The 23899-nt window shown below is 63.3% G+C and carries 19 protein-coding genes; 14 read left to right on the top strand and 5 right to left on the bottom strand.

Annotated elements, in window-relative coordinates; all coding sequences use genetic code 11:
• Window positions 1–126 precede the first annotated feature (126 nt).
• Both NP503_RS15255 and NP503_RS15250 read right to left on the bottom strand, forming a co-directional pair.
• The gene (locus NP503_RS15255; protein WP_127272613.1) at window positions 127–1950 is read right to left on the bottom strand and encodes a DUF882 domain-containing protein; all 1824 of its coding nucleotides are present in this window, start codon (window positions 1948–1950) and stop codon (window positions 127–129) included.
• Window positions 1951–2353: 403 nt separating this feature from the next.
• The gene (locus tag NP503_RS15250) at window positions 2354–3889 is read right to left on the bottom strand and encodes a sigma-54 dependent transcriptional regulator (protein ID WP_127270839.1); all 1536 of its coding nucleotides are present in this window, start codon (window positions 3887–3889) and stop codon (window positions 2354–2356) included.
• A 177-nt stretch (window positions 3890–4066) separates the two neighbouring features.
• On the opposite strand from NP503_RS15250, the gene NP503_RS15245 reads away from it, so the two are divergent.
• The 5 genes from NP503_RS15245 to NP503_RS15225 all read left to right on the top strand — a co-directional run bounded on the left by NP503_RS15245 (window position 4067) and on the right by NP503_RS15225 (window position 9932).
• On the top strand, window positions 4067–5899 hold the full coding sequence (locus NP503_RS15245) for a M3 family oligoendopeptidase (protein ID WP_127272612.1): 1833 nt from the start codon (window positions 4067–4069) through the stop codon (window positions 5897–5899).
• Window positions 5900–6260: 361 nt separating this feature from the next.
• On the top strand, window positions 6261–7043 hold the full coding sequence (locus tag NP503_RS15240; protein WP_127273187.1) for a proton-conducting membrane transporter: 783 nt from the start codon (window positions 6261–6263) through the stop codon (window positions 7041–7043).
• Between the two features lie 178 nt (window positions 7044–7221).
• Window positions 7222–8367 carry an aminodeoxychorismate synthase component I gene (locus NP503_RS15235; RefSeq protein WP_127268300.1) on the top strand — a complete coding sequence of 382 codons (1146 nt, stop codon included), beginning with the start codon at window positions 7222–7224 and terminating at the stop codon, window positions 8365–8367.
• Entirely contained in the window at window positions 8316–8978 is a 663-nt protein-coding gene (locus NP503_RS15230) for an aminotransferase class IV family protein (protein WP_127268299.1), read from the top strand. Before NP503_RS15235 ends, NP503_RS15230 begins: the two co-directional genes overlap by 52 nt.
• A 12-nt stretch (window positions 8979–8990) precedes the next feature.
• Window positions 8991–9932: a DUF3445 domain-containing protein gene (locus tag NP503_RS15225; protein ID WP_127268298.1), complete on the top strand. Its 942-nt coding sequence runs from the start codon at window positions 8991–8993 to the stop codon at window positions 9930–9932.
• On the opposite strand, the gene NP503_RS15220 is transcribed toward NP503_RS15225, so the two are convergent.
• Complete coding sequence (locus tag NP503_RS15220; protein WP_127268297.1) at window positions 9929–10372, bottom strand: hypothetical protein; 444 nt, start codon at window positions 10370–10372, stop codon at window positions 9929–9931. The two genes, NP503_RS15225 and NP503_RS15220, sit on opposite strands and share 4 nt — an antisense overlap.
• Before the next feature lie 127 nt (window positions 10373–10499).
• A complete protein-coding gene (locus tag NP503_RS15215) occupies window positions 10500–10829 on the bottom strand; it encodes a hypothetical protein (RefSeq protein WP_127268296.1) in 330 nt (109 codons plus the stop codon).
• Between the two features lie 210 nt (window positions 10830–11039).
• Here NP503_RS15215 and NP503_RS15210 point away from each other — a divergent pair, with 210 nt between their 5' ends.
• The 8 genes from NP503_RS15210 to NP503_RS15175 all read left to right on the top strand — a co-directional run bounded on the left by NP503_RS15210 (window position 11040) and on the right by NP503_RS15175 (window position 20680).
• Window positions 11040–12071: a substrate-binding domain-containing protein gene (locus NP503_RS15210; RefSeq protein WP_164749020.1), complete on the top strand. Its 1032-nt coding sequence runs from the start codon at window positions 11040–11042 to the stop codon at window positions 12069–12071.
• Between the two features lie 231 nt (window positions 12072–12302).
• Window positions 12303–13748 carry a homospermidine synthase gene (locus tag NP503_RS15205; RefSeq protein ID WP_127272620.1) on the top strand — a complete coding sequence of 482 codons (1446 nt, stop codon included), beginning with the start codon at window positions 12303–12305 and terminating at the stop codon, window positions 13746–13748.
• 183 nt (window positions 13749–13931) lie between these two features.
• Complete coding sequence (locus NP503_RS15200; RefSeq protein ID WP_127259982.1) at window positions 13932–14309, top strand: hypothetical protein; 378 nt, start codon at window positions 13932–13934, stop codon at window positions 14307–14309.
• A gap of 187 nt (window positions 14310–14496) precedes the next feature.
• Window positions 14497–16569 (top strand): bifunctional UDP-sugar hydrolase/5'-nucleotidase, encoded by a 2073-nt coding sequence (locus NP503_RS15195; protein WP_127372125.1) that lies wholly within the window; start codon window positions 14497–14499, stop codon window positions 16567–16569.
• A gap of 235 nt (window positions 16570–16804) precedes the next feature.
• Window positions 16805–17869, top strand: a complete 1065-nt coding sequence (gene hemH / locus NP503_RS15190; RefSeq protein WP_127269750.1) for a ferrochelatase — start codon at window positions 16805–16807, stop codon at window positions 17867–17869.
• Window positions 17870–17920: 51 nt separating this feature from the next.
• On the top strand, window positions 17921–19132 hold the full coding sequence (locus NP503_RS15185; protein ID WP_127269752.1) for an FAD-binding oxidoreductase: 1212 nt from the start codon (window positions 17921–17923) through the stop codon (window positions 19130–19132).
• A 121-nt stretch (window positions 19133–19253) separates the two neighbouring features.
• Window positions 19254–20204, top strand: coding sequence for an SPFH domain-containing protein (locus NP503_RS15180; protein WP_127269753.1), 951 nt, complete (start codon window positions 19254–19256; stop codon window positions 20202–20204).
• Between the two features lie 11 nt (window positions 20205–20215).
• Window positions 20216–20680, top strand: coding sequence for an NfeD family protein (locus NP503_RS15175; RefSeq protein ID WP_127269754.1), 465 nt, complete (start codon window positions 20216–20218; stop codon window positions 20678–20680).
• Window positions 20681–20846: 166 nt separating this feature from the next.
• Here NP503_RS15175 and NP503_RS15170 read toward each other — a convergent pair whose 3' ends face one another.
• Complete coding sequence (locus NP503_RS15170; protein WP_127272680.1) at window positions 20847–21848, bottom strand: SIS domain-containing protein; 1002 nt, start codon at window positions 21846–21848, stop codon at window positions 20847–20849.
• Between the two features lie 249 nt (window positions 21849–22097).
• Between NP503_RS15170 and NP503_RS15165 the strand changes: the two genes are divergently transcribed.
• Entirely contained in the window at window positions 22098–23876 is a 1779-nt protein-coding gene (locus NP503_RS15165; protein ID WP_164749053.1) for an outer membrane beta-barrel protein, read from the top strand.
• Window positions 23877–23899: the final 23 nt, after the last annotated feature.

The raw sequence follows: 23899 nt of genomic DNA, 5'->3' as shown, positions 1-23899 counted from the left end.
GAATAGGCCGACCGTTCCGGCTTCACGAGAAGTTCAGCCGAGCGTGACCGTGCAGGCTGGCCCGGTTCGCTGAACAGCAAAAAGCCGCGCTGGTTGCCCGGCGCGGCTTTGCCGATTGATCTGCCGTCATTTGGTCTGGAAGCGGGCTACCGACATGAACTTGACGGCGTTGCCGGTGAAGCGGTTGGCATCGGCCACCTGGCTGCTCGGCTGGAAGCCGGCCGTGTAGACCTCGCTCGGCGCCGTGTGCACGATGCTGTAGGCGTAGCCCGGCGCCGTCGTCGCGCTTGAAACGGTGGCGACATGGTCGCCGCTGGTCAATGCCCAGCGGGCGGCCTGCGGTGCGGCTGCAACCACCATGGCCTTGGGGCCCGGCTTCAGGTCGCGGGCGGTGGCTCTCGATTCCTTGCGGGTCGTCTTGACGCCGGCGCCGATCGCGGCGGCCGGATCGGAACCGACTGGGCGGGCAACGACGGCATCGCGCGGCGATGCGGCGTTGGTGCCTGGATCGTTGAACGCCGAACGCGGCTCGGATCCGGACAAGGAAGCAAGCTGGTAATCGGCCGCACCGACCTGGGCATTGGCCTCGTCGAGCACGGCCTTGACCGCATCCGGCCTGGCCATCTCGGGCCGCGCCGTCGGCAGCACCGAGAACGCATCGGTCGCCGTCTTGCTTTGATCAGCCGTCTCGGCCAGCGCCATCAGCACATCCTTGCTGGGCGCCGCAGCCAAAGCGGCCGGCAGCGAATTGTCGGGACGCCATGTCGGCAACGGTATGTTGTTGACCGCGACCTGGGCCGGATTAGCCGAAGCCGTTGCATCGGCCACGCCGAAAGGAACGCTCGCCGGCGCATGCGCGGTCGCCACGGCCTGCTCGGTGGTGGCTGTCGCCTCCGCCATCGCAAAAGGAACATTCTCAGGCTGCTGAGCGCCGAGATCGGCTTTTGGCCGCGGTGCGAAATCCGGCAGCGGAACGCTTCGGGCCGGCAATGCGGCGATGATCGTCTCCGGCGTGTCCTCTTCCGGCTCCGGAGCCTGCTGCTCGGCCACCTGCGGAATCTCGGCGCGCCGCGCATTCTCCGGCGCCACGATGGCAATGCCCGGGAGGTTGCTGGTCTTGGCTGCTGCTGCCGGCTTCAGGTTTCTCGCCTTGGGCGGGGGGGCCGCCGAAGCGGTCTGGACATCGGCGCTGTCTTCGGCCTCGTCGTCGCCGCCGCCGAAGAATGCCGACAGGAAGCCACCTGACTTCTTGCCGCTGCCGCCGGCGCTGGCCATCTCGATGGCCGGCGAGCCTGAACCCTTGCGCGCCTTGTAGGAGGCGAGCGCCTGCTCAAAGCCGGGCAGCGGCCTGCCGTCGCTCGGCACATGCAGCGTCTTGCCATTGGGGAACAGGCTGACCAGTTCCTGCCGGCTGATACCGGGCCAATGGCGCACATTGCCGATATCCATGTGGACGAACGGCGAACCGGATGACGGATAGTAGCCGACGCCGCCGCCCTGCATCTTGAGACCGATGTTGCGCAGCTTCTTAAGCGGCACGCCGGGAATATAGAAATCCATCGCCTTGCCGAGCATGTGCTGGCTCTTCTCGGCGACGCCCCTGCTGCGGCCGCGCAGCATCGAGTTCGTCGACGGCGAGCGATAGCCGCAGATGACCTGGATGTAGTCCGTGGCGCCGGCTTCCCGATACGCTTCCCAGACCAGATCCAGCAGGCGCGGATCCATCTTGGTCGGCTCGTTGCGACGCCAGTCGCGCAAAATGATGTTGATCTTCCTGAGACCCTCGGGAACGTAGCGGCCGTTGCGCTTGTAGACGATCTCGGCCTTCTCGTGGGTGTGGAGATGATAAAGCTTCAGCGACCGTGTTTCGGCGCTGGCTCCGCTCGCAGCCGCGGCAACAAAACCAAAAGCGACAACCAACACTGCCAGCCACTTCGGCCAGATGCTCAAATGATGGTGCCGCCTGTTTGTGTGTCGTTCGATTCTGTTCAAATCAAAAGGCCTTGCAGGCTGCCGTTTGTCCCCGGATTTGTCCAAACGGATGTGGCATTAGCACACCCGAATATCGATCCTAATGGTTAATCATCGCTTATTGAAGCCGAAATGCGGTAACACCGTGGCGATATCCCGTCAAAAATTGTTCACAAGGTTTCTTGGTAAACCGCTGGTTTAGATCAGATTTCCGCCTTCGGCCCGAACACGATCTGTTACCGTTAGCTTTAATGCGTGAACAGAGCTGTCCATGACACAGCCACAATGCCGCCGAAACGGCGATACAAGGCCTGCTGTGGCATTGCAAGCTGGCGTCGGCCTTGTGGCAAGCCGGATTCCGAAGCTCAGCCCGGCATCGCCCTTAGGAGGCGAGCCGGTCTACGCGGCCCGTCTCCGGATCGATGCCGTGTTCCTTGAGCTTGCGATAGAGCGTCGAGCGACCGATCCCGAGTCGGCGGGCGACTTCGCTCATCTGTCCGTTGTAGTGATCGATGGCAAGCTTGATCATCTCGAGTTCGACATCGGCCAGTGCCCGCACATTGCCGCGCTCGTCGAGCGCCCGCAACGTGCCGAAGCGAGGCTGCAGCCTTGCCGGCGGATCGAACGCGATTGCTGGGCCGCCCTCGCCGGGCAAGGCTTCGTCATCGCGCTCCTGCAAAGACTGGGAGGGCGCCGGCGCATCGCCGTCCATATCCAGGTTGACGGTGCCTTCCACTTGCGCCCGTATCTGCGGGAAGTCCTCGGCGGAAAGCACATCGCCTTCGCAAAGCACCGAGGCCCGGAAGACGGCATTTTCGAGCTGCCGGATGTTTCCAGGCCAGTCATAGGCCTGCAGCACGGCGAGCGCTGCCGCCGAAATACCCTGCAGGCGACGGTGCGGGTCGGCCGGCGCCACCTTCTCCATGAAATGGGTGACCAGATAGGGGATGTCGTCGCGGCGGTCGCGCAGCGGCGGCACGAAGATCGGGTAGACGTTCAGCCGATAGAACAGATCCTCGCGGAACTTGCCGTCCTTGACCTGCTGCAGGAGGTTGCGGTGCGTCGCCGAAATCAGCCTGATGTCGACCCTGACGGTCGAGCGCCCACCCACCGGATCGACCTCGCCGTCCTGGACCGCGCGTAACAGCTTGACTTGCACGTCGAGCGGCAGGTCGCCGATCTCGTCGAGGAACAGTGTGCCCGAATGCGCTTCGACGAACTTGCCCGTGTGCTTGTCGGTGGCGCCGGTGAACGAGCCCTTCTCATGGCCGAACAGGATCGATTCGACCAGATTGTCGGGGATGGCGCCGCAATTGACGGTGACGAAGGGTTTCGAGCGGCGGTCGCCACTGCCCTGGATGGCGCGCGCCACCAGTTCCTTGCCGACGCCGGACTCGCCCTCGATCAGGATCGGGATGTTGGATGCCGCCGCTTTCTGGCCAAGACGGATCACCCTGTCCATGGCCGGGCTGTGCGTAATCATGTCCTTGAAGGTCAGGAGGCCGCCGCGCCGGCGCGACGTGCGCTTGACCTCGCCCTCGACGGCCTCGACCTTGAGCGCATTGCCGATCGACGCCTGCAGCCTGTCGGGAGACGCCGGCTTGACGACGAAATCGAAGGCGCCATGACGCATCGCCGAAACCACGGTCTCGATGCCGCCCTGCGCGGTCTGCACGATGGCCGGCACGTTGATGTCGCGCTCGCGCATCGCCTTCAGCACGCCGATACCATCGAGACCGGGCATGACCAGATCGAGGATGACCACCGACACCTCGCGGGCGCCGGGTCCATCGAGGATATCGAAGGCGGCCGCGCCGCCGTCGACGACGATTGCGCTGTAGCCGAACCGCGTCACCGCCGCTTCGAGCAGCCGGCGTTGCACCGGATCGTCATCGACTATGAGTATGGAACCTGTCATGACTAATACGACTATGCCCGCCCGAGGAATCCTGCCCTGTGGACCATCTTGGCACAGGGTTCTAAATAAGGTTTCAAAAAACCCGGTGAATGAATTCCTTAGGATTTGACCGGCTTCTCGTTTCTCCTTGAACCTTGGCCACGGAAGGTGTCGGCAATGCATAAGGATTCTGGGCACATGGGTTCCGCACGGCGGCTGGCGGCGCCGGCGTCCGGTCAGGGCGCGGCCGAGCTGGGCGACCTGCCGGAATGGAACCTTGCCGACCTCTATGCCGGCATGGACGCGCCAGAACTGAAGCGCGACATCGCCAAGGCCGCCACTGACGCGGTCAGCTTCGAAAGCCGCTGGAAGGGCACGCTGGCCGCCGAGGCCGAGCGCGGCAGCGCCGGCAGGCTGGGCGAGGCGCTCGTCGCCTACGAAGCGCTGGAGGAACTGATCGGCCGCATCGTCTCCTATGCGGGTCTGGTTTATGCCGGAAACACCGCTGATCCCCAGCGCGCCAAGCTCTATGGTGACGTCCAGGAGAAGATGACCGACGCCAGCGCGCACCTTCTGTTCTTCGCGCTCGAACTCAACCTGATCGACGATGCGTCGATCGAAGGCGCGCTCGCCGGCGATCCCGCCTTCGGTCACTACCGGCCGTGGGTGCTCGATCTGCGCAAGGACAAGCCCTACCAGCTTGAGGACCGCGTCGAGCAACTCTTCCACGAAAAGTCGATCACCGGGCGCGGCGCCTGGAACCGCCTGTTCGACGAGACGATGACCGACCTTCGCTTCGACATCGACGGCGAGGAACTGACGCTGGAGCCGGCGCTGAACCGTTTGCAGGACGCCGACGGCGAGGTGCGCCGCCGGGCGTCCGAGGCGCTGGCCACGACCTTCCGCAAAAATTTGCGCACCTTCACGCTGATCACCAACACGCTGGCCAAGGACAAGGAGATATCCGACCGCTGGCGCGGCTTCGAGGACATCGCCGATTCACGCCATCTCGCCAACCGCGTCGAGCGCAGCGTGGTGGACGCCCTGGCTTCCGCCGTTCGCGATGCCTATCCGCGCCTGTCGCACCGCTATTACGCGATGAAGGCACGCTGGCTCGGCATGGAGGTGATGAACCACTGGGACCGCAACGCGCCGTTGCCGGATACGCCCCAGGCGATCATCGGCTGGGAGGAGGCCAGGAACACCGTGCTGTCCGCCTATCAGCGCTTTTCGCCCGACATGGCCGAGATCGCGCGAACCTTCTTCGACCGCAACTGGATCGACGCGCCGGCCCGGCCCGGCAAGTCGCCTGGCGCCTTCGCGCATCCGACCGTGCCGTCGGCGCATCCCTATGTCCTGCTCAACTACATGGGCAAGCCGCGCGATGTGATGACGCTGGCGCACGAGCTTGGCCATGGGGTGCATCAGGTGCTGGCCGGCGGCCAGGGCGCACTGATGGCCTCGACGCCGCTGACGCTGGCCGAGACGGCATCGGTCTTCGGCGAGATGCTGACCTTCCGCTCGCTGCTCGACCAGACCACCGACCGGCGCGAGCGCAAGGCCATGCTCGCCCAGAAGGTCGAGGACATGATCAACACGGTCGTGCGCCAGATTGCCTTCTATGAATTCGAGCGCAAGGTGCATGCCGAACGCAAGAACGGCGAACTGACCTCCGACAGGCTCGGTCAGTTCTGGCTCGAAGTGCAGGCCGAAAGTCTGGGTCCCGCTATCAAGCTGCGCGAAGGCTACGAGGTGTTCTGGACCTACATCCCGCACTTCATCCATTCACCCTTCTATGTCTATGCCTATGCTTTCGGCGACTGCCTGGTGAACTCGCTCTACGCGGTCTACCAGAACGCCGAGCGCGGCTTTCAGGACAAGTATTTCGAAATGCTGCGCGCCGGCGGCACCAAACATCATTCCGAGCTTCTGGCGCCCTTCGGGCTCGACGCCACCGATCCCGCCTTCTGGCAGATCGGACTTGGCGTCATCAGCGGCCTGATCGACGAGCTGGAAGCGCTCGACGCTTGAAACGCGTCCCTCAGGCATCGCTCTAACAGTTTAGCCGGAATGCATGTTGGGACAGATCTACTATCACCCTAAATATCTGTTCTTGAAGTACTCTCCACCGAAGTTTTCCGATAGCTTTCCACAAGCTCTATGATAGCCTTCGCTCCAAGCTCAGCCGGAGCGCATGCGGATCGGCGAGGAGAAATCTCAGCCGGCCGTGTCGCTCAGGCGAACGCGACAACGGCCGTTGGCCATGGGCAAGCAAAGCCGATCGCCGCAGCTCGAACCGAAGCCGGCTGTTCTGCTTACCGCGGAACCACCAAGAGTAGTCCTTCGCCGAAGGTCATGACCCACGGCAGACGGATCTGACTGGAGAGAGACAATGGGCACTTTTTTCTACGTGGTCCTGGCGTTCCTGATAGGCGTGTTGGTCGGCTGGTTCCTTTGGGGGCGCCTGCGCGGTGAACTCGACAGCTTGCGCGGCGACCTCGACCGTACACGCAGCGAACGCGACAGGCTGCGCACCGACGGCGACCGCCTGACCGGCGAACTCGATGCATGCGGCAAGACCCGCGCCGACCTCGAGCGCCGGCTGCGTGAAGCGTCGGCCGCACCTGCCGCCGGAAGCAGCGCGGCAAAGCCGGCAAGCCAGGCGCCGGCGGCCCTGATGTCGACCCCCGCGACAGCCAAATCCGCCGCCACAAAGCCAGCGCCGGCCAAACCGGCCGCTGCGAAAGCGGTCCCTGGCAAGGCGGTCCCTGCCAAGCCGGCAGCGAAACCCGCCGCCACCAAAACCTCGGCTCCAGCCAAATCCGCAACGAGCAAACCTGCAACAGCCAAATCCGCAACGAGCAAACCTGCAACAACCAAGTCTGCAACAGCCAAGCCAGCAGCCGGCCCAGCATCCGGAAAGCCCGACAATCTGCGCCGGCTGATCGGTATCGGTCCGGTCAACGAGAAGCTGCTCAAGGCGCAAGGCGTCACCAGCTTCGCCCAGATCGCGTCCTGGACCGCCGCCGATGTCAAACGGATCGAGGACGTCATGAATTTCGACGGCCGCATCGCGCGCGAACGCTGGATCGAGCAAGCCAAGCTGCTCGCCGCCGGCAACGAGAAGGAATTCGCCAAGCAGTTTCCAACAGCCGGAACCCTCAGCAACAGCTGATCGCCGGCAAGAACCGAGACTACAAACGGCGGCGCCATATCGGCGCCGCCGTTTGCTCTTGGGCCCTGGGTTGGCCCTGAGGTCGGCTTTGAGAGGCAGCGTGCCGTTCCCTCGATTGCGCGCGAGCGGCACCCCATATAGAGCGGTTGATGGCTTCATAGACCGCAGCACGAGTCCCATGTCCCTGCCCGCCGCAATTTTTCGCAATGACAAAAGCGCGCGCCAGCTCGTTTTCGACCGGCCGGCCGATATCATCGTGGCGCACGAAGCAGGGGATTTCGAACCGGCTCTGGAAGCAGCACAAGCCGCGCATGATGCAGGCAAATGGCTTGCCGGCTATTTCTCGTATGAGGCGGGCTACCTGCTCGAACCCAAGCTCGTTCCCCTGCTGCCGAATGAACGCCGGGCCCCACTCGTGTGCCTTGGGGTTTTCGATGCCCCGGTCGAAGAGGCGGTGCCGCCGCGCGACACCACGGCGACCAACGGCCCGATCTTCGACGCCCGTGCGACGTGGTCGCCGGAGGATTATGAAAAACGCTTTTCGCGGCTGCACCAGCACATCCGGCAAGGTGATTGCTACCAGGGCAATCTGACCTTTCCCGTGCATGCGCAATGGTCAGGCGAGCCGCTGGCCGCCTTCGATGCATTGACGGAACGTCAGCCGGTGAAATATGGCGCGCTGATCGCGCTCGGTGAACCCATCGTGCTGTCGCGCTCGCCTGAACTGTTCTTCGAGATCGACGCCGAGGGCATGATCGAGACGCATCCGATGAAGGGCACGGCGCCGCGCGGCGCCACCAAGGCCGAAGACGAGCGGCAGAAGATCTTCCTGCGCAATGACGAGAAGAACCAGGCCGAAAACCGGATGATCGTCGATCTCCTGCGCAACGATATCTCGCTGATCAGCGAGGTGGGCACGCTGGACGTGCCGGCGCTGTTCCGCATCGAGACCTACCCGACCGTGCATCAGATGGTAAGCGACGTCAGGGCCAAACTGCTGCCGGGTCTCTCTATCCGCCAGATCTTCGCGGCGCTGTTTCCTTGCGGTTCGATCACCGGCGCGCCTAAGATCCGTGCCATGGAGATCCTGCGCGACCTGGAAGGCACGCCCCGCGATGCCTATTGCGGCGCCATAGGCTGGATCGCGCCCGGCGGCCCGATGCGCTTTTCCGTGGCGATCCGCACCATCTCGCTCTTTTCGGGCGGCGAGGCCGTCTACAATGTCGGAGGCGGCGTCGTCTTCGATTCGACGGCGCAGGAGGAGTATCAGGAGTGTCTGCTGAAAGCGCGCTTCGCGACGGGAACACCGCCGACTTTCAGTTGATCGAGACCATGCGCTGGGAACCCGGCCCGGGCTTCCTGCGCTTCGATCGCCATCTTGCGCGCCTCTATGGCTCGGCGGCGGAGCTCGGCTTCCGCTGTGCTCCAGGCAAGGTCGGCGAGGCACTGAGCAGCGCGGTCGGCGGTTCCGGCGTTGCCATGCGCACGCGGCTCGTCCTGTCGCACGATGGTGAGGTGGCGGCCTCGGCGCAGCCTTATGAACCGCTCGCCGCCGACAAGGTCTGGATGCTGCGGCTGGCGCGGACGAGGCTCGATTCGCACGACACGCTGCTGCGCCACAAGACCAGCCGGCGGCAGCTCTACACGCGTGCCCGCGCCGAACACCTCATCACCCAGGCCGACGAGGTGCTTATGGCCAACGAGCGCGGCGAGATCTGTGAAGGCACGATCACCAATGTCTTTGCCGATCTCGGCGACGGCGTGCTGGCCACGCCCCGGCTCGACTGCGGCCTGCTGCCTGGTGTATTGCGCGCGCAGCTTCTGGATGAAGGCCGCGCCCGCGAAGCGATCTACAGCTTGGACGATCTGAAATCCGCCAAGTCCCTGTTCGTCGGCAATTCGCTGCGCGGACTGATCCCCGCAAGACTGACCTGAAACAGGACGACTGTGCCCACTCACACGCCCCCAGAGCATACGCTCCCCACCCACACGCCCTATGACGGCTCGTCGAAACTGTTCAGTATCGGGCTGAAGCCGCTCGATCCGGCGGACTGGATCGAGATCGACGGCCATCTGCTGCCGTATCTCGCCGAAAAGCACCGGCTCTATGCCGAAATCCCAGAGCGCGTTTTCGTCGAGGAGGACGGCACGCGCGATGCCCAGCAGGAAGTGCTCGACTTGCTCGCTGCGCATCTCCTGGAGAGGTTCCCCGAAACCCATCGGCTCGGCGGATCAGGCGTCGAGGTGGCGGGCGCGGCGGGCCGTCTGCCTGCTTCCCTCGCCGAGGCGCCGCTGGCTAAAGCCTCACAGCTCGTCCAGGAAGACCTGATCCTGATGCGCCGCGGTGACAGCGGCTGGCGGCTAGTCGCCGGCTCGCTCTGCTTTCCCTCGTCCTGGTCGCTCCTGGAAAAATTCGGCAAGCCGCTGCAGGACATCCACGCGCCGGTGCCGGGTTTCGGCCCGGGCACGCGTCCGGCGGAACTCATCAACCGGATGTTCGATGGCCTCCAGGGGCAGGCGGTCGAGCGCTACAACTGGTCGATCCAGTCCGACAACGCGCTCTATCATCCGCTCTCCGACCTGCAGCGCATCGACCGCGCCACCAACCGGCCGTCGCGCTTTCCCGATGGCGATATCGACGCTCATGCGTTCATCCGCGTCGAGCGGCAGACCCTGCGCAAACTGCCTGTTTCACGCGATATCCTGTTCACCATCCGCATCCATCTCGACCCGCTCGCCGTGCTGGCCAGGCACCCGGATCGGGCGAAGCTCGCGGCGTCTTTCGCCGCCCAGCTCGAAGCGCTCGATCTCGCCCAACTCGACTATAAGGGCCTGACATCAGACCGCGATCGGCTGGTCGACCGGCTCGGGGTGCTGGCGCTGTCCTAAATCGCGGCCAAGCCCAGCAGCAGGATCGCGGACATCGCGGTAAAGACGGTGACGTTGACATCCCACCGCCAACCCGCCGGTCCGAACGGCGGTCGGAATGGCAGGTAGCCGTTCTCGTCGTAGAGCACGCCGCCATAGATCGGTCGTGAGAGCATGGCCACGAAGAACGCTCCATACATGGCGACGCCCAATCCCCCGGCGAGATAGAGCCGCTCGGCTTGGAGTGGGCCTCCAATCCAGATAAGCCCCAGCGCAATCAGCGCGACTCCGGTGTAGCTCAGCACCTGCCAAACGACGTGAAACCGGGCGTGCGGAGTCCACAGCGGATTGGTGGCGTGGGTGGCGTTGAGGTCGGCTTTGATCGTCACCACACCGTAGCCCACGGTCGCGACGCTCAGCAGAATTCGGGCAAGCAGATGACTGTCGTAAGCGAGTTCCATCGCACTTTCCTCCTTCAATAGGGAAATCGATGACGGCAATTCAGCAGATCGTAATCCGAAGTACTTCAACTAGGAAACAGCAGTATGCCGGTCGATGCCGCACTTTGCCGGCCCCGACGCGGGAGCGTCACGCAGGCGAAACGGCTTGAATGGCGCCTTGGGCACAGAAGAGCTGCCCGTCGGCCAGCCGCGCATAGTTGTGGACGATCCCTTTCTCATGATCCTGCAACTGCACGATGAAGTTGCCGCTCTGCTCCGTCCAGCTCATGAGCACGAGGTTCGGGCGTACGCTGGTCATGTCGATCTTGACCACCTCGTCAATTTTGGTGGCTCCGATCGACGCCTGCACATGTAATTCCTCCGGCGAGAAAAACGTCAGCCGGGGTACGAACGGGCCGAAAACGCAGTCGAAAGTCTTACCGACAAGCGAGGCGGGAAAAACATTGGTTTCTGCCATAACACCCTCCCTGGGCGTGGCCGTTGGGACCAAGCCATTTGACGATCTTCGATGTTTCAGTCGCGAAAATGCCAGATACGCCTACTTGGAGCGCTCCAAGTGATACGATCCGCCCTTTCCACTTTCGAGTCAACAAAATTCTTGGAGCGCTCCAAAAAATGGTCTAACTGAAGGGAAACGGGGTGAATCGCAATGCCAACGCTAGCCGACGTGGGCAAGGCTGCCGGTGTCTCCCGGGGCACTGTTTCCAACGTCTTCAACCGGCCGGAACTGGTCAGGCCTGAGTTGCGCCAACGTGTCGAAGCGGCCGCGCGAGCGCTCGGGTTTGGCGGCCCCGATCCAAAGGGACGATTGCTGCGGGATGGCAAGTTCAATGCCATCGGGTTCATGCCGCCTGGCGCCTACGCCATCGCCGACGTGCTCAGAAGTCCCTATCTCCGCGAGTTGGTGCTGGGCGTTTCGCTCGCCTGCGACGAGGCCGGAACGACGCTCAGCCTTGTAAACGGCACCGATAATACCCGCATCGCCAATATCCGCGAGGCCCTGGTCGACGGCTTCATCCTTGGTCACAGCGCGGATATCGGCCTCATAACATCGGCACAACGGCGACGCCTGCCCTTCGTCATTCTCGAAAGCGACGCAGGTCCCGACATCAATTCGATAAAGATCGACGGCAGGAGGGGCGCGGTCGCTGCCGTCCGGCATCTGACCGGGCTGGGACACCGACATTTTGCCATCCTGTCCATACGGAGAACTTCAGGCCCTCCCATTGTGCACATGCCCGGACAGGCAAAGCGCCCGCTTCTTGCCGGCTTCTCACTCGATGACGAAAGGCTTGACGGTTTCAAACAGGGCTTGGCGGAGGCGAACTTGTCGATCGACGATGTCCCGATTATCGAGACGACGCCCGGCGATCCATCTGCTGGAGCGGTGGTGTTCGACAATGTGCCTGAAGCAACCGCGATCCTGACCATGTCGGATTGGCAGGCGATCACAATACTCGACGAGGCGGTTTGTCGCGGCATAGAGGTGCCGGGCCACGTGTCGGTCATTGGCTTCGATGGCACTGCTGAATCCGCGCGCACCACACCTCCGCTGACGACTGTCGCGCAAGACGTGATCGGAAAAGGCAGGCTCGCCGCCCGCATGGTTCTTGACAACCAACCGCCCCGCCAAGTCGTTCTGCCCGTGGAGTTGGTGGTTCGGGCGTCCACAGCTGCGCCGAGGGCAAAAATCCGTTGAACGGACGGGGCACGTCGCTTGCGCTTGGCAAATGAGCTAACTTTGGTTCGGGTAGAGCCATTCATCCACGGTTTCAGCCTTAACCACGTAGCCAACGCAGCTAGCCGCTGGTTGGCGCTTTTCGCTGGTTTGTGACAATGATCTGTGATGTAGCGCATGGCCGCCGGGCAAAAATCCCCGGCTTGCGCATGTTTTCCCAGTTTCCTGGGTTTTGAAGGAGTGCTCGATAAAATGGCGAATGAAAACTGGCCCGTTTACGGTGAGATCAGCGGCCCTGTCGTGATGATCGGCTTCGGCTCGATCGGCCGGGGAACGCTGCCGCTGATTGAACGCCATTTCCAGTTCGACAAGTCGCGCATGACGGTCATCGACCCGCGCGACACCGACCGCAAGCTGCTCGACGAGCGCGGCATCGCCTTCGTCCAGGAAGCGGTGACCGAGAAGAACTACAAGAAGCTCTTGACCCCGCTTCTGACCAATGGCGGCGGCCAGGGCTTTTGCATCAACCTGTCGGTCGATACCGGCTCGGTGGATCTGATGCGGCTCTGCCGCAAGCTCGGTGTTCTCTACATCGACACCGTCGTCGAACCATGGCTCGGCTTCTATTTCGACGCCAAGGCGGACAACGCCAGCCGCACCAATTACGCGCTGCGCGAGTCGCTGCTCAAGGAAAAGCACGACAAGCCCGGCGGCGCCACGGCGGTCTCCACCTGCGGCGCCAATCCAGGCATGGTCTCGTGGTTCGTCAAGCAGGCGTTGGTCAATCTCGCCACCGATCTTGGCCTGGAGTTCTCGGAGCCCGCGCAGGACGACCGCGAGGGCTGGGCCAAGCTGATGAAGAAGGCCGGCGTCAAGGGCATCCACATCGCCGAACGCGACACCCAGCGCGCCAAGAAGCCGAAACCGATGGATGTGTTCTGGAACACCTGGTCGGTCGAAGGCTTCATCTCCGAGGGCCTGCAGCCCGCGGAACTTGGCTGGGGCACACACGAGACATGGATGCCGAAGAACGCCAAGAAGCACAAGCACGGCTCGAAGGCAGCCATCTATCTGGAGCAGCCGGGCGCCAACACGCGCGTGCGCTCGTGGTGCCCGACGCCCGGCGCGCAATACGGCCTGCTGGTGACGCATAATGAGGCGATCTCGATCGCCGATTTCTTCACCGTGCGTTCCAAGAAGGGCAAGGTGCAATACCGCCCGACCTGCCACTATGCCTACCATCCCTGCAACGACGCTATGCTGTCGCTCGACGAGATGTTCGGCGCCGCCGGCAAGCCTCAGCCGGTGCATCATGTGCTCGACGAGAACGAGTTGATCGACGGCGTCGACGAACTCGGCGTGCTGCTCTACGGCCACGACAAGAATGCCTACTGGTACGGCTCGCAGCTGTCGCTCGCCGAGGCGCGCAAGCTGGCGCCCTACCAGAACGCCACCGGCATGCAGGTCACCTCGGCGGTGCTCTCGGGCATGGTCTGGGCGCTCGAAAACCCCGAGGCCGGCATCGTCGAAGCCGACGAGATGGACTACAGGCGGTGCCTGGAAGTGCAGTCCCAGTATCTCGGACCGGTCAAGGGCTATTACACCGACTGGACGCCGCTCGATAACCGCCCCGGCCTGTTCCCGGAAGACCTCGACCGGAACGACCCGTGGCAGTTCCGCAACATCCTTGTGCGATAGCAGCACCGCCTACCTGCCTCACCGCCTTGCAATCGCCCGGAAATCGGGCGATTGAAGGGATGCGGACCACAACGACACGCATTCATCTGGACGCATGTCGCTCTGGAAACTTGGATGCACGCCTCGTGCTTGTCGAAAATCGATTCCGGTTTTCGGGCCGATGCGAGAGGAGAGGATTTTCATATGATCATTGCGCGCAAAATTCTTTCGATGAGCGTGGCGGGTGCCATTGCGACGATGCTCGCCGCCTGTGCGACCAGCGGCCCTGATGAACCGCCGATGGCAGCGGCGCCGAAAGGCGTCGAGGGCTCCTGGATCGACGCCAAGGGCACCGGCCTGTCGACCTTCGCCGGCGGTACCTTCACGACCGTGGCCACCGACACCGGCCAGAAGCTTGCCGACGGCAGCTACACGATGACCGGCGCCACATCGGTGCAGATCAACGGCACCTCGCTGATCCGCCAGACCGCGGTCAGCTTCAACTGCCTGATGGTGTCGACAAGCCAGCTCAACTGCACGAGTTCCAGCGGTCAGAATTTCGTGCTGACAAGGCGCGTCTGAGCCCGCGACCATTCGTTTCCAAGGACGGCGGCCGGTTGGCCGCCGTCCTTTTTTATGCCGGCAAAGGGGTCCCGGATTCCGCTTGCGTCATCCGGAACGCGATGGGAACATGGCCGAAGCGCCGGCTGTTATGTTCCAGTCAAGCAAGAGCGCTAGTGGCCTCTGATCGGCTTTCCGGGAGACGAAGATGAAGAAACTTGCCGCCATTGCAGCCCTGTCAGCCTCAGCACTCGGTCTGTCGGCCGGCGCGTCCTTTGCCGACTACACGCTGAACATCCTGCATATCAACGACTGGCACAGCCGCATCGAAGGCAACAACAAATATGAATCGACCTGCTCGGCGGACGAGGAAACCAAGGGCGAGTGCATCGGTGGCGCGGGCCGGCTGATCACCGCGATCGCCCAGGAGCGCAAGAAGCTGCAAGGCCAGAACGTGCTGCTGCTCAGCGCAGGCGACAATTTCCAGGGCTCGCTGTTCTACACGACCTACAAGGGCAAGGTCGAAGGCGAATTCCTCAACGACATGAAGTTCGATGCCATGGCCCTTGGCAACCATGAATTCGACGACGGCGAGGCGGCCCTGGCGCCGTTCCTCGACATGATCAAGTTCCCGGTGCTCGGCGCCAATGTGAAGGCCAACGCGCAATCCAAGCTCGGCGACCGAGTCAAGCCATCTGTTGTCGTCGAGGTCGGCGGCCAGAAGATCGGCATCATCGGCGCGATCACCAACGACACGCCGGACCTCGCTTCCCCCGGACCCAACGTCGCAATAGAGGATGACGTCAAGTCGATCACCGCCGAAGTCGAGAAGCTCAAGGGCGAAGGCGTCAACAAGATCATCGCCGTGACCCATATCGGCTACAGGCGCGAGCGCGACGTCATTGCCAAGATCCCGGGCATCGATGTCGTCGTCGGCGGTCACAGCCATTCGCTGCTGTCGAACACCGATCCGAAGGCGGAAGGCCCCTACCCGACGATGGTCGACAATCCGGACGGCTACAAGGTGCCGGTGGTGCAGGCGGCGTCCTACTCGAAATATCTCGGCGAGTTCAAGGTGGTGTTCGACGACAATGGCGTCGTCAAATCGGCCAGCGGCGACCCGATCTATCTCGACAAGTCGATCACCCCCGACCCGGCCGTGCTCGCCCGCATCAAGGAGCTTGGGGCGCCGATCGAGGCGTTGAAGAACAAGGAAGTGGCGGAAACCACCGACGTCATCGACGGCAGTCGCGAGAGCTGCCGCACCCGCGAATGCGCGATGGGCAATCTCGTCTCCGACGCCATCCTCGACCGCGTCAAGGGACAGGGCGTCGAGATCGTCATCTCCAATGGCGGCGGCCTGCGCGCCTCGATCGACAAGGGCACCGTCACCATGGGCGAGGTGCTGACCGTGCTGCCGTTCCAGAACACGCTGGCGACGTTCCAGATTTCGGGCAAGGATCTGGTGGCCGGCCTCGAGGGCGGCCTCAGCCAGGTCGAGGACGGCGCCGGGCGCTTCCCGCAGGTCGCCGGCCTGAAGTATTCCTTCGACAAATCCGTCGCGCCCAATGCCGGCCGCGTCAAATCGGTGGAGGTCATGGAGGGCGGCGCCTGGACGCCGATCAAGCCTGACAAGGACTATCTGGTCGCAACCAACAACTATGTCCGCCAGGGCGGCGACGGCTACAAGGTCTTCGCCGACAAGGCCAAGAACGCCTATGATTACGGCCCCGGCCTCGAACAGGTGGTTGCCGACTACCTCGGCGCCCACCGGCCCTACACGCCGAAGCTCGACGGCCGCATCACCGAAATAGCCGCGACCGTCGCCGCGGCGCCTGCGGCCCCGGCAACCGATCCGGCCAAGCCAGCCGAAGCAGCGCCGGCCACGCCGGCGCCCGCACCGGCTGAAGCCGCCAAGCCTGCCGATGCGGCACAGGCAATGCCCGAATTGCCGGCCAACTCGGGCGACATCGCCAACACGCCCCCGGCCATATCGACAGAGGGAGCGCCACCCCCGCCGGCGCCACCGGCAGAGGCGGCAAAACCGGCTGAAGCAGCCCCCGCCCCGGCGGCACCGGCTCCCGCCGTCGAGCCGGCAAAGCCAGCGGAGGCCGTGCCGGCCGAAGCCAGCCATGTCATCGTTGCCGGCGACACTTATTGGGATCTGGCCAAGAAGACCTATGGCGACGGTGCCAAATGGAAGGTCATTTCGGGCGCCAACAAGGGTTATGAGCCGCGCCGGCTTCCTGTTGGCGCAACGCTGACCATCCCGCCGCAATAGCCCCGCTATATGCCTGAATGACACCGCCCGTCCGAAAACCGGACGGGCGTCCTGTTTTCGGCTAATTCATGTCGCCCCCAAAGTGACGTCGGTTTTGGGAGAACGACGCGCATAAAAACAAAGGCTTAAAGCGGGTCGTCTGAATCCATTCAGACAATCCGCTTTAAGGTGCGGCCAGACGCTGCATTGAATGCGCGCGCAAGATGGTTAGGTTCGCGTCTTCCGGAGAACCCTTATGTCGCTTCCCACCCCTGCCGAACCCAAGGCCGCAAAGGCGCCCGGCCCGTTGCCCGCTGGGCATCCGCCGGTCAAGGCGGGCAAGATCGGCGTCATGCTGGTCAATCTGGGTACGCCCGACGGCACCGATTTCAAGCCGATGTGGCGCTATCTCCGTGAATTCCTGTCCGACCCGCGCGTCATCGAGCTCAACAAGGCGATCTGGTATCCGATCCTCTATGGCCTTGTGCTCACCACGCGGCCCAAGAAATCGGGCGCCAACTACGCCCGGATCTGGAACCGGGAAAAGAACGAGTCGCCGCTGCGCACCTATACCCGCGCCCAGGCCGAAAAGCTGGCCGAAGCGCTGAGCGACCTGCCTGATGTCGTCGTCGACTGGGCAATGCGCTATGGCAACCCTTCAACCGCCAGCATTGCCCAGAGTCTGGTCGACCAGGGCTGCGACCGCATCCTTACCTTCCCGCTCTATCCGCAATATTCGGCGACGACCACGGCAACCGCTAATGATCAGCTGTTTCGCGCGCTGATGAAGATGCGCCGCGCACCGGCGGTCCGCAGCGTGCCGCCCTACTATGACGAGCCGGTCTATATCGAGGCGCTAGCGCGCTCGATCGAACGGCATCTGGCGACACTGGACTTCGAGCCGGAGGTGGTCATCACCTCCTATCACGGCATTCCAAAACCGTATTTCGAGAAGGGCGACCCCTATCATTGCCATTGCCAGAAGACGACGCGGCTGTTGCGCGAACGGCTCGGCTGGGACGACGGGAAACTGATCATTACCTTCCAGTCGCGGTTCGGCGCGCAGGAATGGCTGCAGCCCTATACTGACAAGACGGTGGAAAAACTCGCGCGGGACGGCGTCAAGTCGATCGCCATCGTCAATCCCGGCTTTTCCGTCGACTGCATCGAGACGCTGGACGAGATCGGCCGCGAGGCGGCTGAAACCTTCCACCATGCCGGCGGCAAGAATTTCGCCCATATACCTTGCCTCAACGATAGCGCGGAAGGGATGGCGGTGATCGAGGCGATGGTGCGGCGCGAACTGTCCGGCTGGGTCTAACCCGGAACAACACAAGCTCCGGGGCGTTAAGGCGCGCCTCCGGAGAATGCGATGCCCCGCAAACTCGACCTCAGAACTGGCCAGCCCGTCTGGTCGGCCTATCGCGCGCCTGCGGTGCCGACGGACGGCCTGATCCGGGACGTCAACACGGATGTGCTGGTCGTCGGCATGGGGATCAGCGGCGCCATGATGGCCGAGGCGCTGACGGCCGATGGCCATCGGGTGATCTGCATCGACCGGCGCGGCCCGCTGAAGGGCTCGACGGCCGCAACCACCGCACTGGTGGCATTCGAAATAGACCAGCCACTCTCCACGCTCTCGAAGATGGTCGGCAGAGCTTCGGCCCAGCAGGCCTGGCGACGCTCGCGGCTCGCCGTTTCCAATCTCGCCGGACGCATTGCCGAACTCGGCATCAACTGTGGCCTAAGCCGCATGCCGTCACTCTATCTGGCCGGCACGATGCTTGGTCCGCCGGAACTGCGCGACGAGGCCGAGGCACGTCGGCTAGCCGGCATCGGCGCCATCTGCTTAACCCGACAACAGCTAGCCGAGAAATTCGGCATCGACCGCGAAGGCGCCATTCTCGGCCACGGCAATATCGCCCTCGACCCACGCAAGCTGACGGCTGGGCTGCTGCTGAAATCCCTGGAGCGCAAGGCACGCTTCTATGCCCCCGTGGAAGCCACAATGATCGAGGACAGCGCCGAAGCTGTTGTCGTCGCGACCAGGGATGGCCCGACCATAACCGCACGACATGTTGTTCTGGCCACCGGCTACGAACTTGTCGACATCGTGCCGGCCACCGCCCACCGGATCATCTCGACATGGGCGATTGCGACACGCCCGCAACCGCGAAAGCTCTGGCCGGACGCAGCGTTCATCTGGGAAGCGTCGGAGCCGTATCTGTATATGCGCACGACGGTCGACGGCCGGGTCATTTGCGGCGGCGAGGACGAGGATTTTATCGACGAAGCGCGGCGCGACGCGCTGATCGCCGACAAGAGCACACGCATCGCCGAGAAGCTCGGCCTGATAGTTCCGCATCTCGACACCAGACCCGATTTTGCCTGGACCGGCTCGTTCGGCACCACGACCACCGGCCTGCCCTATATCGGCGCCATTCCCCGCCACCCGCGCATCCATGCGGTGATGGGCTACGGTGGCAACGGCATCACCTTCTCGCAGGTCGCTTCCGAGATTGTCCCGGCTTCGATCAACGGGCTGGATGACATGGATGCAAGATTGTTTGCCTTCAACCGCTGAGTGCAACCCTATAAACAATCCATCATCACCTGATTGTAACGCATCTGAAATACACTTAAGTCTTTGGTGAAGTCGGCGGCGCGAGAATGGCTTGTGCGGCCTTCGTCTGAGGGAGAGCCAAATGGATTTCAGTGGTTTCGATATTGCGATTGGTGCACTTGCACTTCTGGTATTGGTGCTGCTGATCAAAGGCATCAGGACAATCCCGCAAGGTTACAATTATACGGTGGAGCGCTTTGGCCGTTACACCAAGACACTGAGCCCAGGCCTCAATTTCATTTTCCCGTTCATCGACCGTATCGGCGCCAAGATGAACATGATGGAGCAGGTGCTTGACGTTCCGAGCCAGGAAATCATCACCCGCGACAACGCCATTGTCGGTGTCGACGGCATCGCCTTTTTCCAGATCCTCAACGCGGCGCAGGCCGCCTACCAGGTTTCCGGCCTGCAGAACGCCATCCTCAATCTGACGATGACCAACATCCGTACCGTCATGGGTTCGATGGATCTCGATGAACTCCTGTCGAACCGCGACGCCATCAACGAGCGCCTGCTGCGTGTCGTCGATGAGGCAGCCCACCCGTGGGGCATCAAGATCACCCGCGTCGAAATCAAGGACATCAACCCGCCGGCCAACCTTATCGAATCGATGGGCCGGCAGATGACCGCGGAACGCAACAAGCGTGCCCAGATCCTTGCCGCCGAAGGCCTCAAGCAGTCGCAGATCCTCGAGGCCGAGGGCCGCAAGGAAGCCGCCTTCCGCGATGCCGAGGCGCGCGAACGTTCGGCCGAGGCGGAAGCCCGCGCCACCCAGGTGGTGTCGGAAGCGATCTCCAAAGGCGATGTGCAGGCGCTGAACTACTTCGTAGCGCTGAAATACACTGAAGCGCTTGGCAGGATCGGCACGGCCACCAACAGCAAGATCGTGCTGATGCCCTTCGAGGCATCGTCGCTGATCGGTTCGCTCGGCGGCATTGGCGAAATCGCCAAAGAAGTCTTCCGCAGCGAAGGCACGACCGGCTCGCAGAGGCAGGCCGCGCGCCCGCCGGTCGTTCGCCCAACCGACAACTGAGGTCGAAACCAATGATCGACCGCATCGTTTCCGAACTCGGCCCGTGGAACTGGATGGTACTCGGTTTCATCCTGCTGGTGATGGAAGTCATCGCACCGGGTATCTTCATGCTGTGGATCGGCATCGCCGCGCTGATCATCGGCGCCGTGTCGCTGCTGGTCTGGGACGCCGGCTTCTGGACCTGGCAGGTCCAGGTCCTCGCCTTCCTGGCGCTGTCGCTGGTCTCGGCCTATGTCGGCAAGAAGCTGGTCGGCAGCCGCAACGACCCGACCGACCAGCCGCTGCTCAACCGGCGCGGCGCGCAAATGGTCGGCAGGATGGCGACACTTGCCGAGCCGATCCGGGACGGGCGCGGCCGCATCAAGCTGGGCGATACGCTGTGGCGTGTCTCCGGCCCGGATTTGCCGGCCGGCACGCAAGTGCGCGTGACGGGTGCGGCCGATACGGATCTGGAACTGACCGTCGAGGCGGTCTGAATTCTTGAAACCCACCGCTTGGACAAGGTGTGTTGAGATTCAGGTCAGGCCGAGTCGAAAACGGTGGGTTCCGAGAACCGGAGCGGAGCGTACTTTGGGTACGTGAGCACCGGAAGCGCAGGAAACCGTCGTTTGCAGGCCGGCATCACCTTAAGATCAGCACACCTTAGGCGGCGCCGATACGCAGCAGGTCGTGCAGGTGGATGAGGCCGACTGGTTTCCGGCCCTCCACCACCATCAGGCTGGTGATGGCTGAGTTGTTGATCGTCTGCAGCGCCGTTGCCACCAGCGTGTCCGGCGTCGCGGTCTTCGGGCCTTTTGTCATCACCTGATCCACCGTCATCGCCAGCAGGTTGCTGCCGATGTGCCGGCGGATGTCGCCATCGGTGATGATGCCGACCAGCGCACCGTCTGCGTCGGTGATCGCGACGCAGCCAAATCCCTTGCGCGACAGTTCCAGGATCGCGTCATGCATGCCGGTGCCCGCAACCACCAGCGGCAGCCTGTCGCCGACATGCATGATCTCGCGGATCTGCGTCAGGTTGGCGCCGAGCTGGCCGCCCGGGTGAAAGGTGCGGAAATGATCCGGCGTGAAGCCGCGTGCTTCGAGCAGCGCGATCGCCAGCGCGTCGCCCATCACCAGTTGCAGCAGCGTTGATGTCGTTGGCGCCAGGCCGTGCGGGCAGGCTTCAGGCGCGCGCGGCAAAAGCAGCACCACGTCGGCAGCCCGCGCCAGCGCCGATGTCTCTCCGGCGGTGATGGCGATCAGCGGAATGGAAAAGCGCCTGGAATAGGCGACGATGCCCATCAGTTCCTTGCTTTCGCCCGACCACGACATGGCGATGATGGCGTCGTCTCTGGCGATCATCCCGAGATCGCCGTGGTTGGCTTCTGCGGGATGGACAAAGAAAGCCGGCGTGCCGGTCGAGGCCAGCGTCGCCGCGATCTTCGAACCGATATGGCCGCTTTTGCCGACACCGGTGACGATGAGCCGGCCTTCAATCCCGGAGATCATCTCGACCGCCTGCGCGAAAGGCGCGGCCAATCCGTTCTCCAAGGCCTCGGCAAGGGCTGCAACCCCAGCCTGTTCTGTCGCCACCGTCCTCAGCGCCGAAGCGATCGAGGCTTGCCTGTCCGAAGGCTTCTTATCCAGGGATCCCGCATGCATGGCTGATGCGATTAGCGCTTTGCCGGCGCGCTGTCCAACAGAAATGGCCCAAGGCATGTTGCCCGAACGTGCGCGGTGGTTTTGACGACGGCAGGCGCCAAAACCAAAAGCTTGACGCACGCGGTATGGATCCCTTTGGAAATCAGCGCTTCAGCTGGTTGACGGGCCGCCGCCTCAACCCTCCGTTAACCATCCCCATTTACGGTTCGGTAAGTATGGCGCGCGTGCGCCGCGCAAGCAGTGGTGGCGATGTCCGGGGCCCAGCCAGAAAATTCGACAGGACGAAAGGGCAAGGCGGTCTGCGCCTTGCTGCTGGCAACCAGCATGTTTGCCTTGCTGCGCCCGACTGCGCTCCATGCCCAGGAAACCGAACTGCGCGGCGAGGTTTCGGAATCGGCGATCCTGTCCGACCAGCAGCGCAAGGCGAGACAGCTGGCCCTGGCAGCGCAGGGTCAACAGCCGGCCAATGCCGCGCAGGACAATGCGCCGGCCCGCACCTATCTGCCGGCCAGCGCCGGTGCTGTGCCTGACGATACGGATACCGGCGATGCCATCGCGACCGGCAGCCTCTTCGACCAGCCGGCAGCCACTGACGACACGTCCGCCGACATCGCGGCGCCGCCCAAGCCTCGCCGCCGCTCATCGACTGCCGGGCAGAATGCTGCTGGCCAGGCCAAGGACAAGGCTGCCGACAAGTCGAAAAAGAAGAAGAAATCGACGGCCGGCACCTCCGACATCACCGCCTCCACGACGGACGCCACCGATGGTGAAGACACCGATGCGGACACGGCCAACCGCCGCGCCCTCACCATCGACAGTGCCGACAGGCAGAAGCTCGACCCAGGCGCGGAGCGCACTGACGCCATCGAAGGCCAGAAAAAGAAGCTGGAGGATGATCCGTTTGCCGCCACCGGCGTCAAATGGGGCTCCTTCGTCATCCGGCCGACGATCGAACAGGGCCTGACCGCCACCTCGAACGGCGATTCGAGCAGTGCCGGCACGTCGGCGCTGCTGTCCGAGACAGCGCTGCGCTTTTCCGCCGCCTCCGACTGGCGCGAGAACTCAGCCACGATCGACGGCTATGGCCTTTTTCGCGAGACCGTGTCGGGTTACCCGGTTCACGACGCGCAAGGGCGCATCGAAGGCCAGCTCAATGTCGACCTCGACAATGAGTTGCGAGCCATCGCCAAGCTCGGCTACGAGGCCGTGCCGGAATCGGCATCATCACCGGACGCCATTGCCGGCGTCAGCAAGCAGCCGCTGCGGCAGACCATCGATGGCAGCCTCGCCGTCGAAAAGCATCTCGGCAAGATGCAGTACACGCTAACCGGCGCGGTCTCGCACGATTTTTACGGCGACGCCAAGCTCTCGGACGGCACCTCGCTGTCGCAGAAGGATCAGGACTCCACACTCTACACGGCGACGTTGCGCACCGGCTACGAGATCTCCCCTGCCCTGACCCCGTTCACTGAAATCGAGGTCGGCCGCCGGACCTATGATCAACGCATCGACAATGAAGGGTTCGAGCGCTCGTCGACGCGGCTCGGCGCCCGCGCTGGCCTTGCACTCGACATGGGCGAGAAGCTGTCGGGCGAATTCTCGGCCGGCTGGCTCAGGGAAGCGATCGACGACAAAAACCTTGATGCGATCTCGGGTGCCACCGTCAACGCCGACCTCAAATGGTCACCGGAGCGCGGCACCACGATCGGCCTGACCGGGCGGACCACCGTCGAGCCCACGACCACATCGGGCGAAAGCGGCGACATCCTCTATTCCGGTCGCCTGACCGGCGAACGCCAGATCCGCGCCAACCTCACCGCCAATGCGGCTCTGGGCCTCGACTGGCGTGATTACATCGGCATCGATGGCCATGACAGGGTGTTGAGCGCCGAGGCCGGACTGACCTGGTGGCTGAACCGCTACGCCGGCCTCACCACAAGGGTGAGGACCGAGAAGCTGACCAGCAATCTGCCGGGCCGGGACTACACCGCCAACAGCATCTTCCTCGGCGTGAAAGTGCAGCGCTGAGGACTTGCGTGCCAAACGTGCGT

The sequence above is a fragment of the Mesorhizobium sp. SEMIA396 genome (assembly GCF_024518615.1).
GTDB lineage: Bacteria > Pseudomonadota > Alphaproteobacteria > Rhizobiales > Rhizobiaceae > Mesorhizobium.
This window is presented reverse-complemented; position numbering and strand designations above follow the sequence as displayed.

What these genes read in the sequence shown, in the direction of transcription:
- NP503_RS15250 (WP_127270839.1), bottom strand. Translation starts at nt 3,889, where the DNA reads ATGACAGGTTCCATACTCATAGTCGATGACGATCCGGTGCAACGCCGG.
- NP503_RS15245 (WP_127272612.1), top strand. Translation starts at nt 4,067, where the DNA reads ATGGGTTCCGCACGGCGGCTGGCGGCGCCGGCGTCCGGTCAGGGCGCG.
- NP503_RS15240 (WP_127273187.1), top strand. Translation starts at nt 6,261, where the DNA reads ATGGGCACTTTTTTCTACGTGGTCCTGGCGTTCCTGATAGGCGTGTTG.
- NP503_RS15235 (WP_127268300.1), top strand. Translation starts at nt 7,222, where the DNA reads ATGTCCCTGCCCGCCGCAATTTTTCGCAATGACAAAAGCGCGCGCCAG.
- NP503_RS15220 (WP_127268297.1), bottom strand. Translation starts at nt 10,372, where the DNA reads ATGGAACTCGCTTACGACAGTCATCTGCTTGCCCGAATTCTGCTGAGC.
- NP503_RS15215 (WP_127268296.1), bottom strand. Translation starts at nt 10,829, where the DNA reads ATGGCAGAAACCAATGTTTTTCCCGCCTCGCTTGTCGGTAAGACTTTC.
- NP503_RS15205 (WP_127272620.1), top strand. Translation starts at nt 12,303, where the DNA reads ATGGCGAATGAAAACTGGCCCGTTTACGGTGAGATCAGCGGCCCTGTC.
- NP503_RS15200 (WP_127259982.1), top strand. Translation starts at nt 13,932, where the DNA reads ATGATCATTGCGCGCAAAATTCTTTCGATGAGCGTGGCGGGTGCCATT.
- NP503_RS15195 (WP_127372125.1), top strand. Translation starts at nt 14,497, where the DNA reads ATGAAGAAACTTGCCGCCATTGCAGCCCTGTCAGCCTCAGCACTCGGT.
- hemH (WP_127269750.1), top strand. Translation starts at nt 16,805, where the DNA reads ATGTCGCTTCCCACCCCTGCCGAACCCAAGGCCGCAAAGGCGCCCGGC.
- NP503_RS15185 (WP_127269752.1), top strand. Translation starts at nt 17,921, where the DNA reads ATGCCCCGCAAACTCGACCTCAGAACTGGCCAGCCCGTCTGGTCGGCC.
- NP503_RS15180 (WP_127269753.1), top strand. Translation starts at nt 19,254, where the DNA reads ATGGATTTCAGTGGTTTCGATATTGCGATTGGTGCACTTGCACTTCTG.
- NP503_RS15175 (WP_127269754.1), top strand. Translation starts at nt 20,216, where the DNA reads ATGATCGACCGCATCGTTTCCGAACTCGGCCCGTGGAACTGGATGGTA.
- NP503_RS15170 (WP_127272680.1), bottom strand. Translation starts at nt 21,848, where the DNA reads ATGCATGCGGGATCCCTGGATAAGAAGCCTTCGGACAGGCAAGCCTCG.
- NP503_RS15165 (WP_164749053.1), top strand. Translation starts at nt 22,098, where the DNA reads ATGTCCGGGGCCCAGCCAGAAAATTCGACAGGACGAAAGGGCAAGGCG.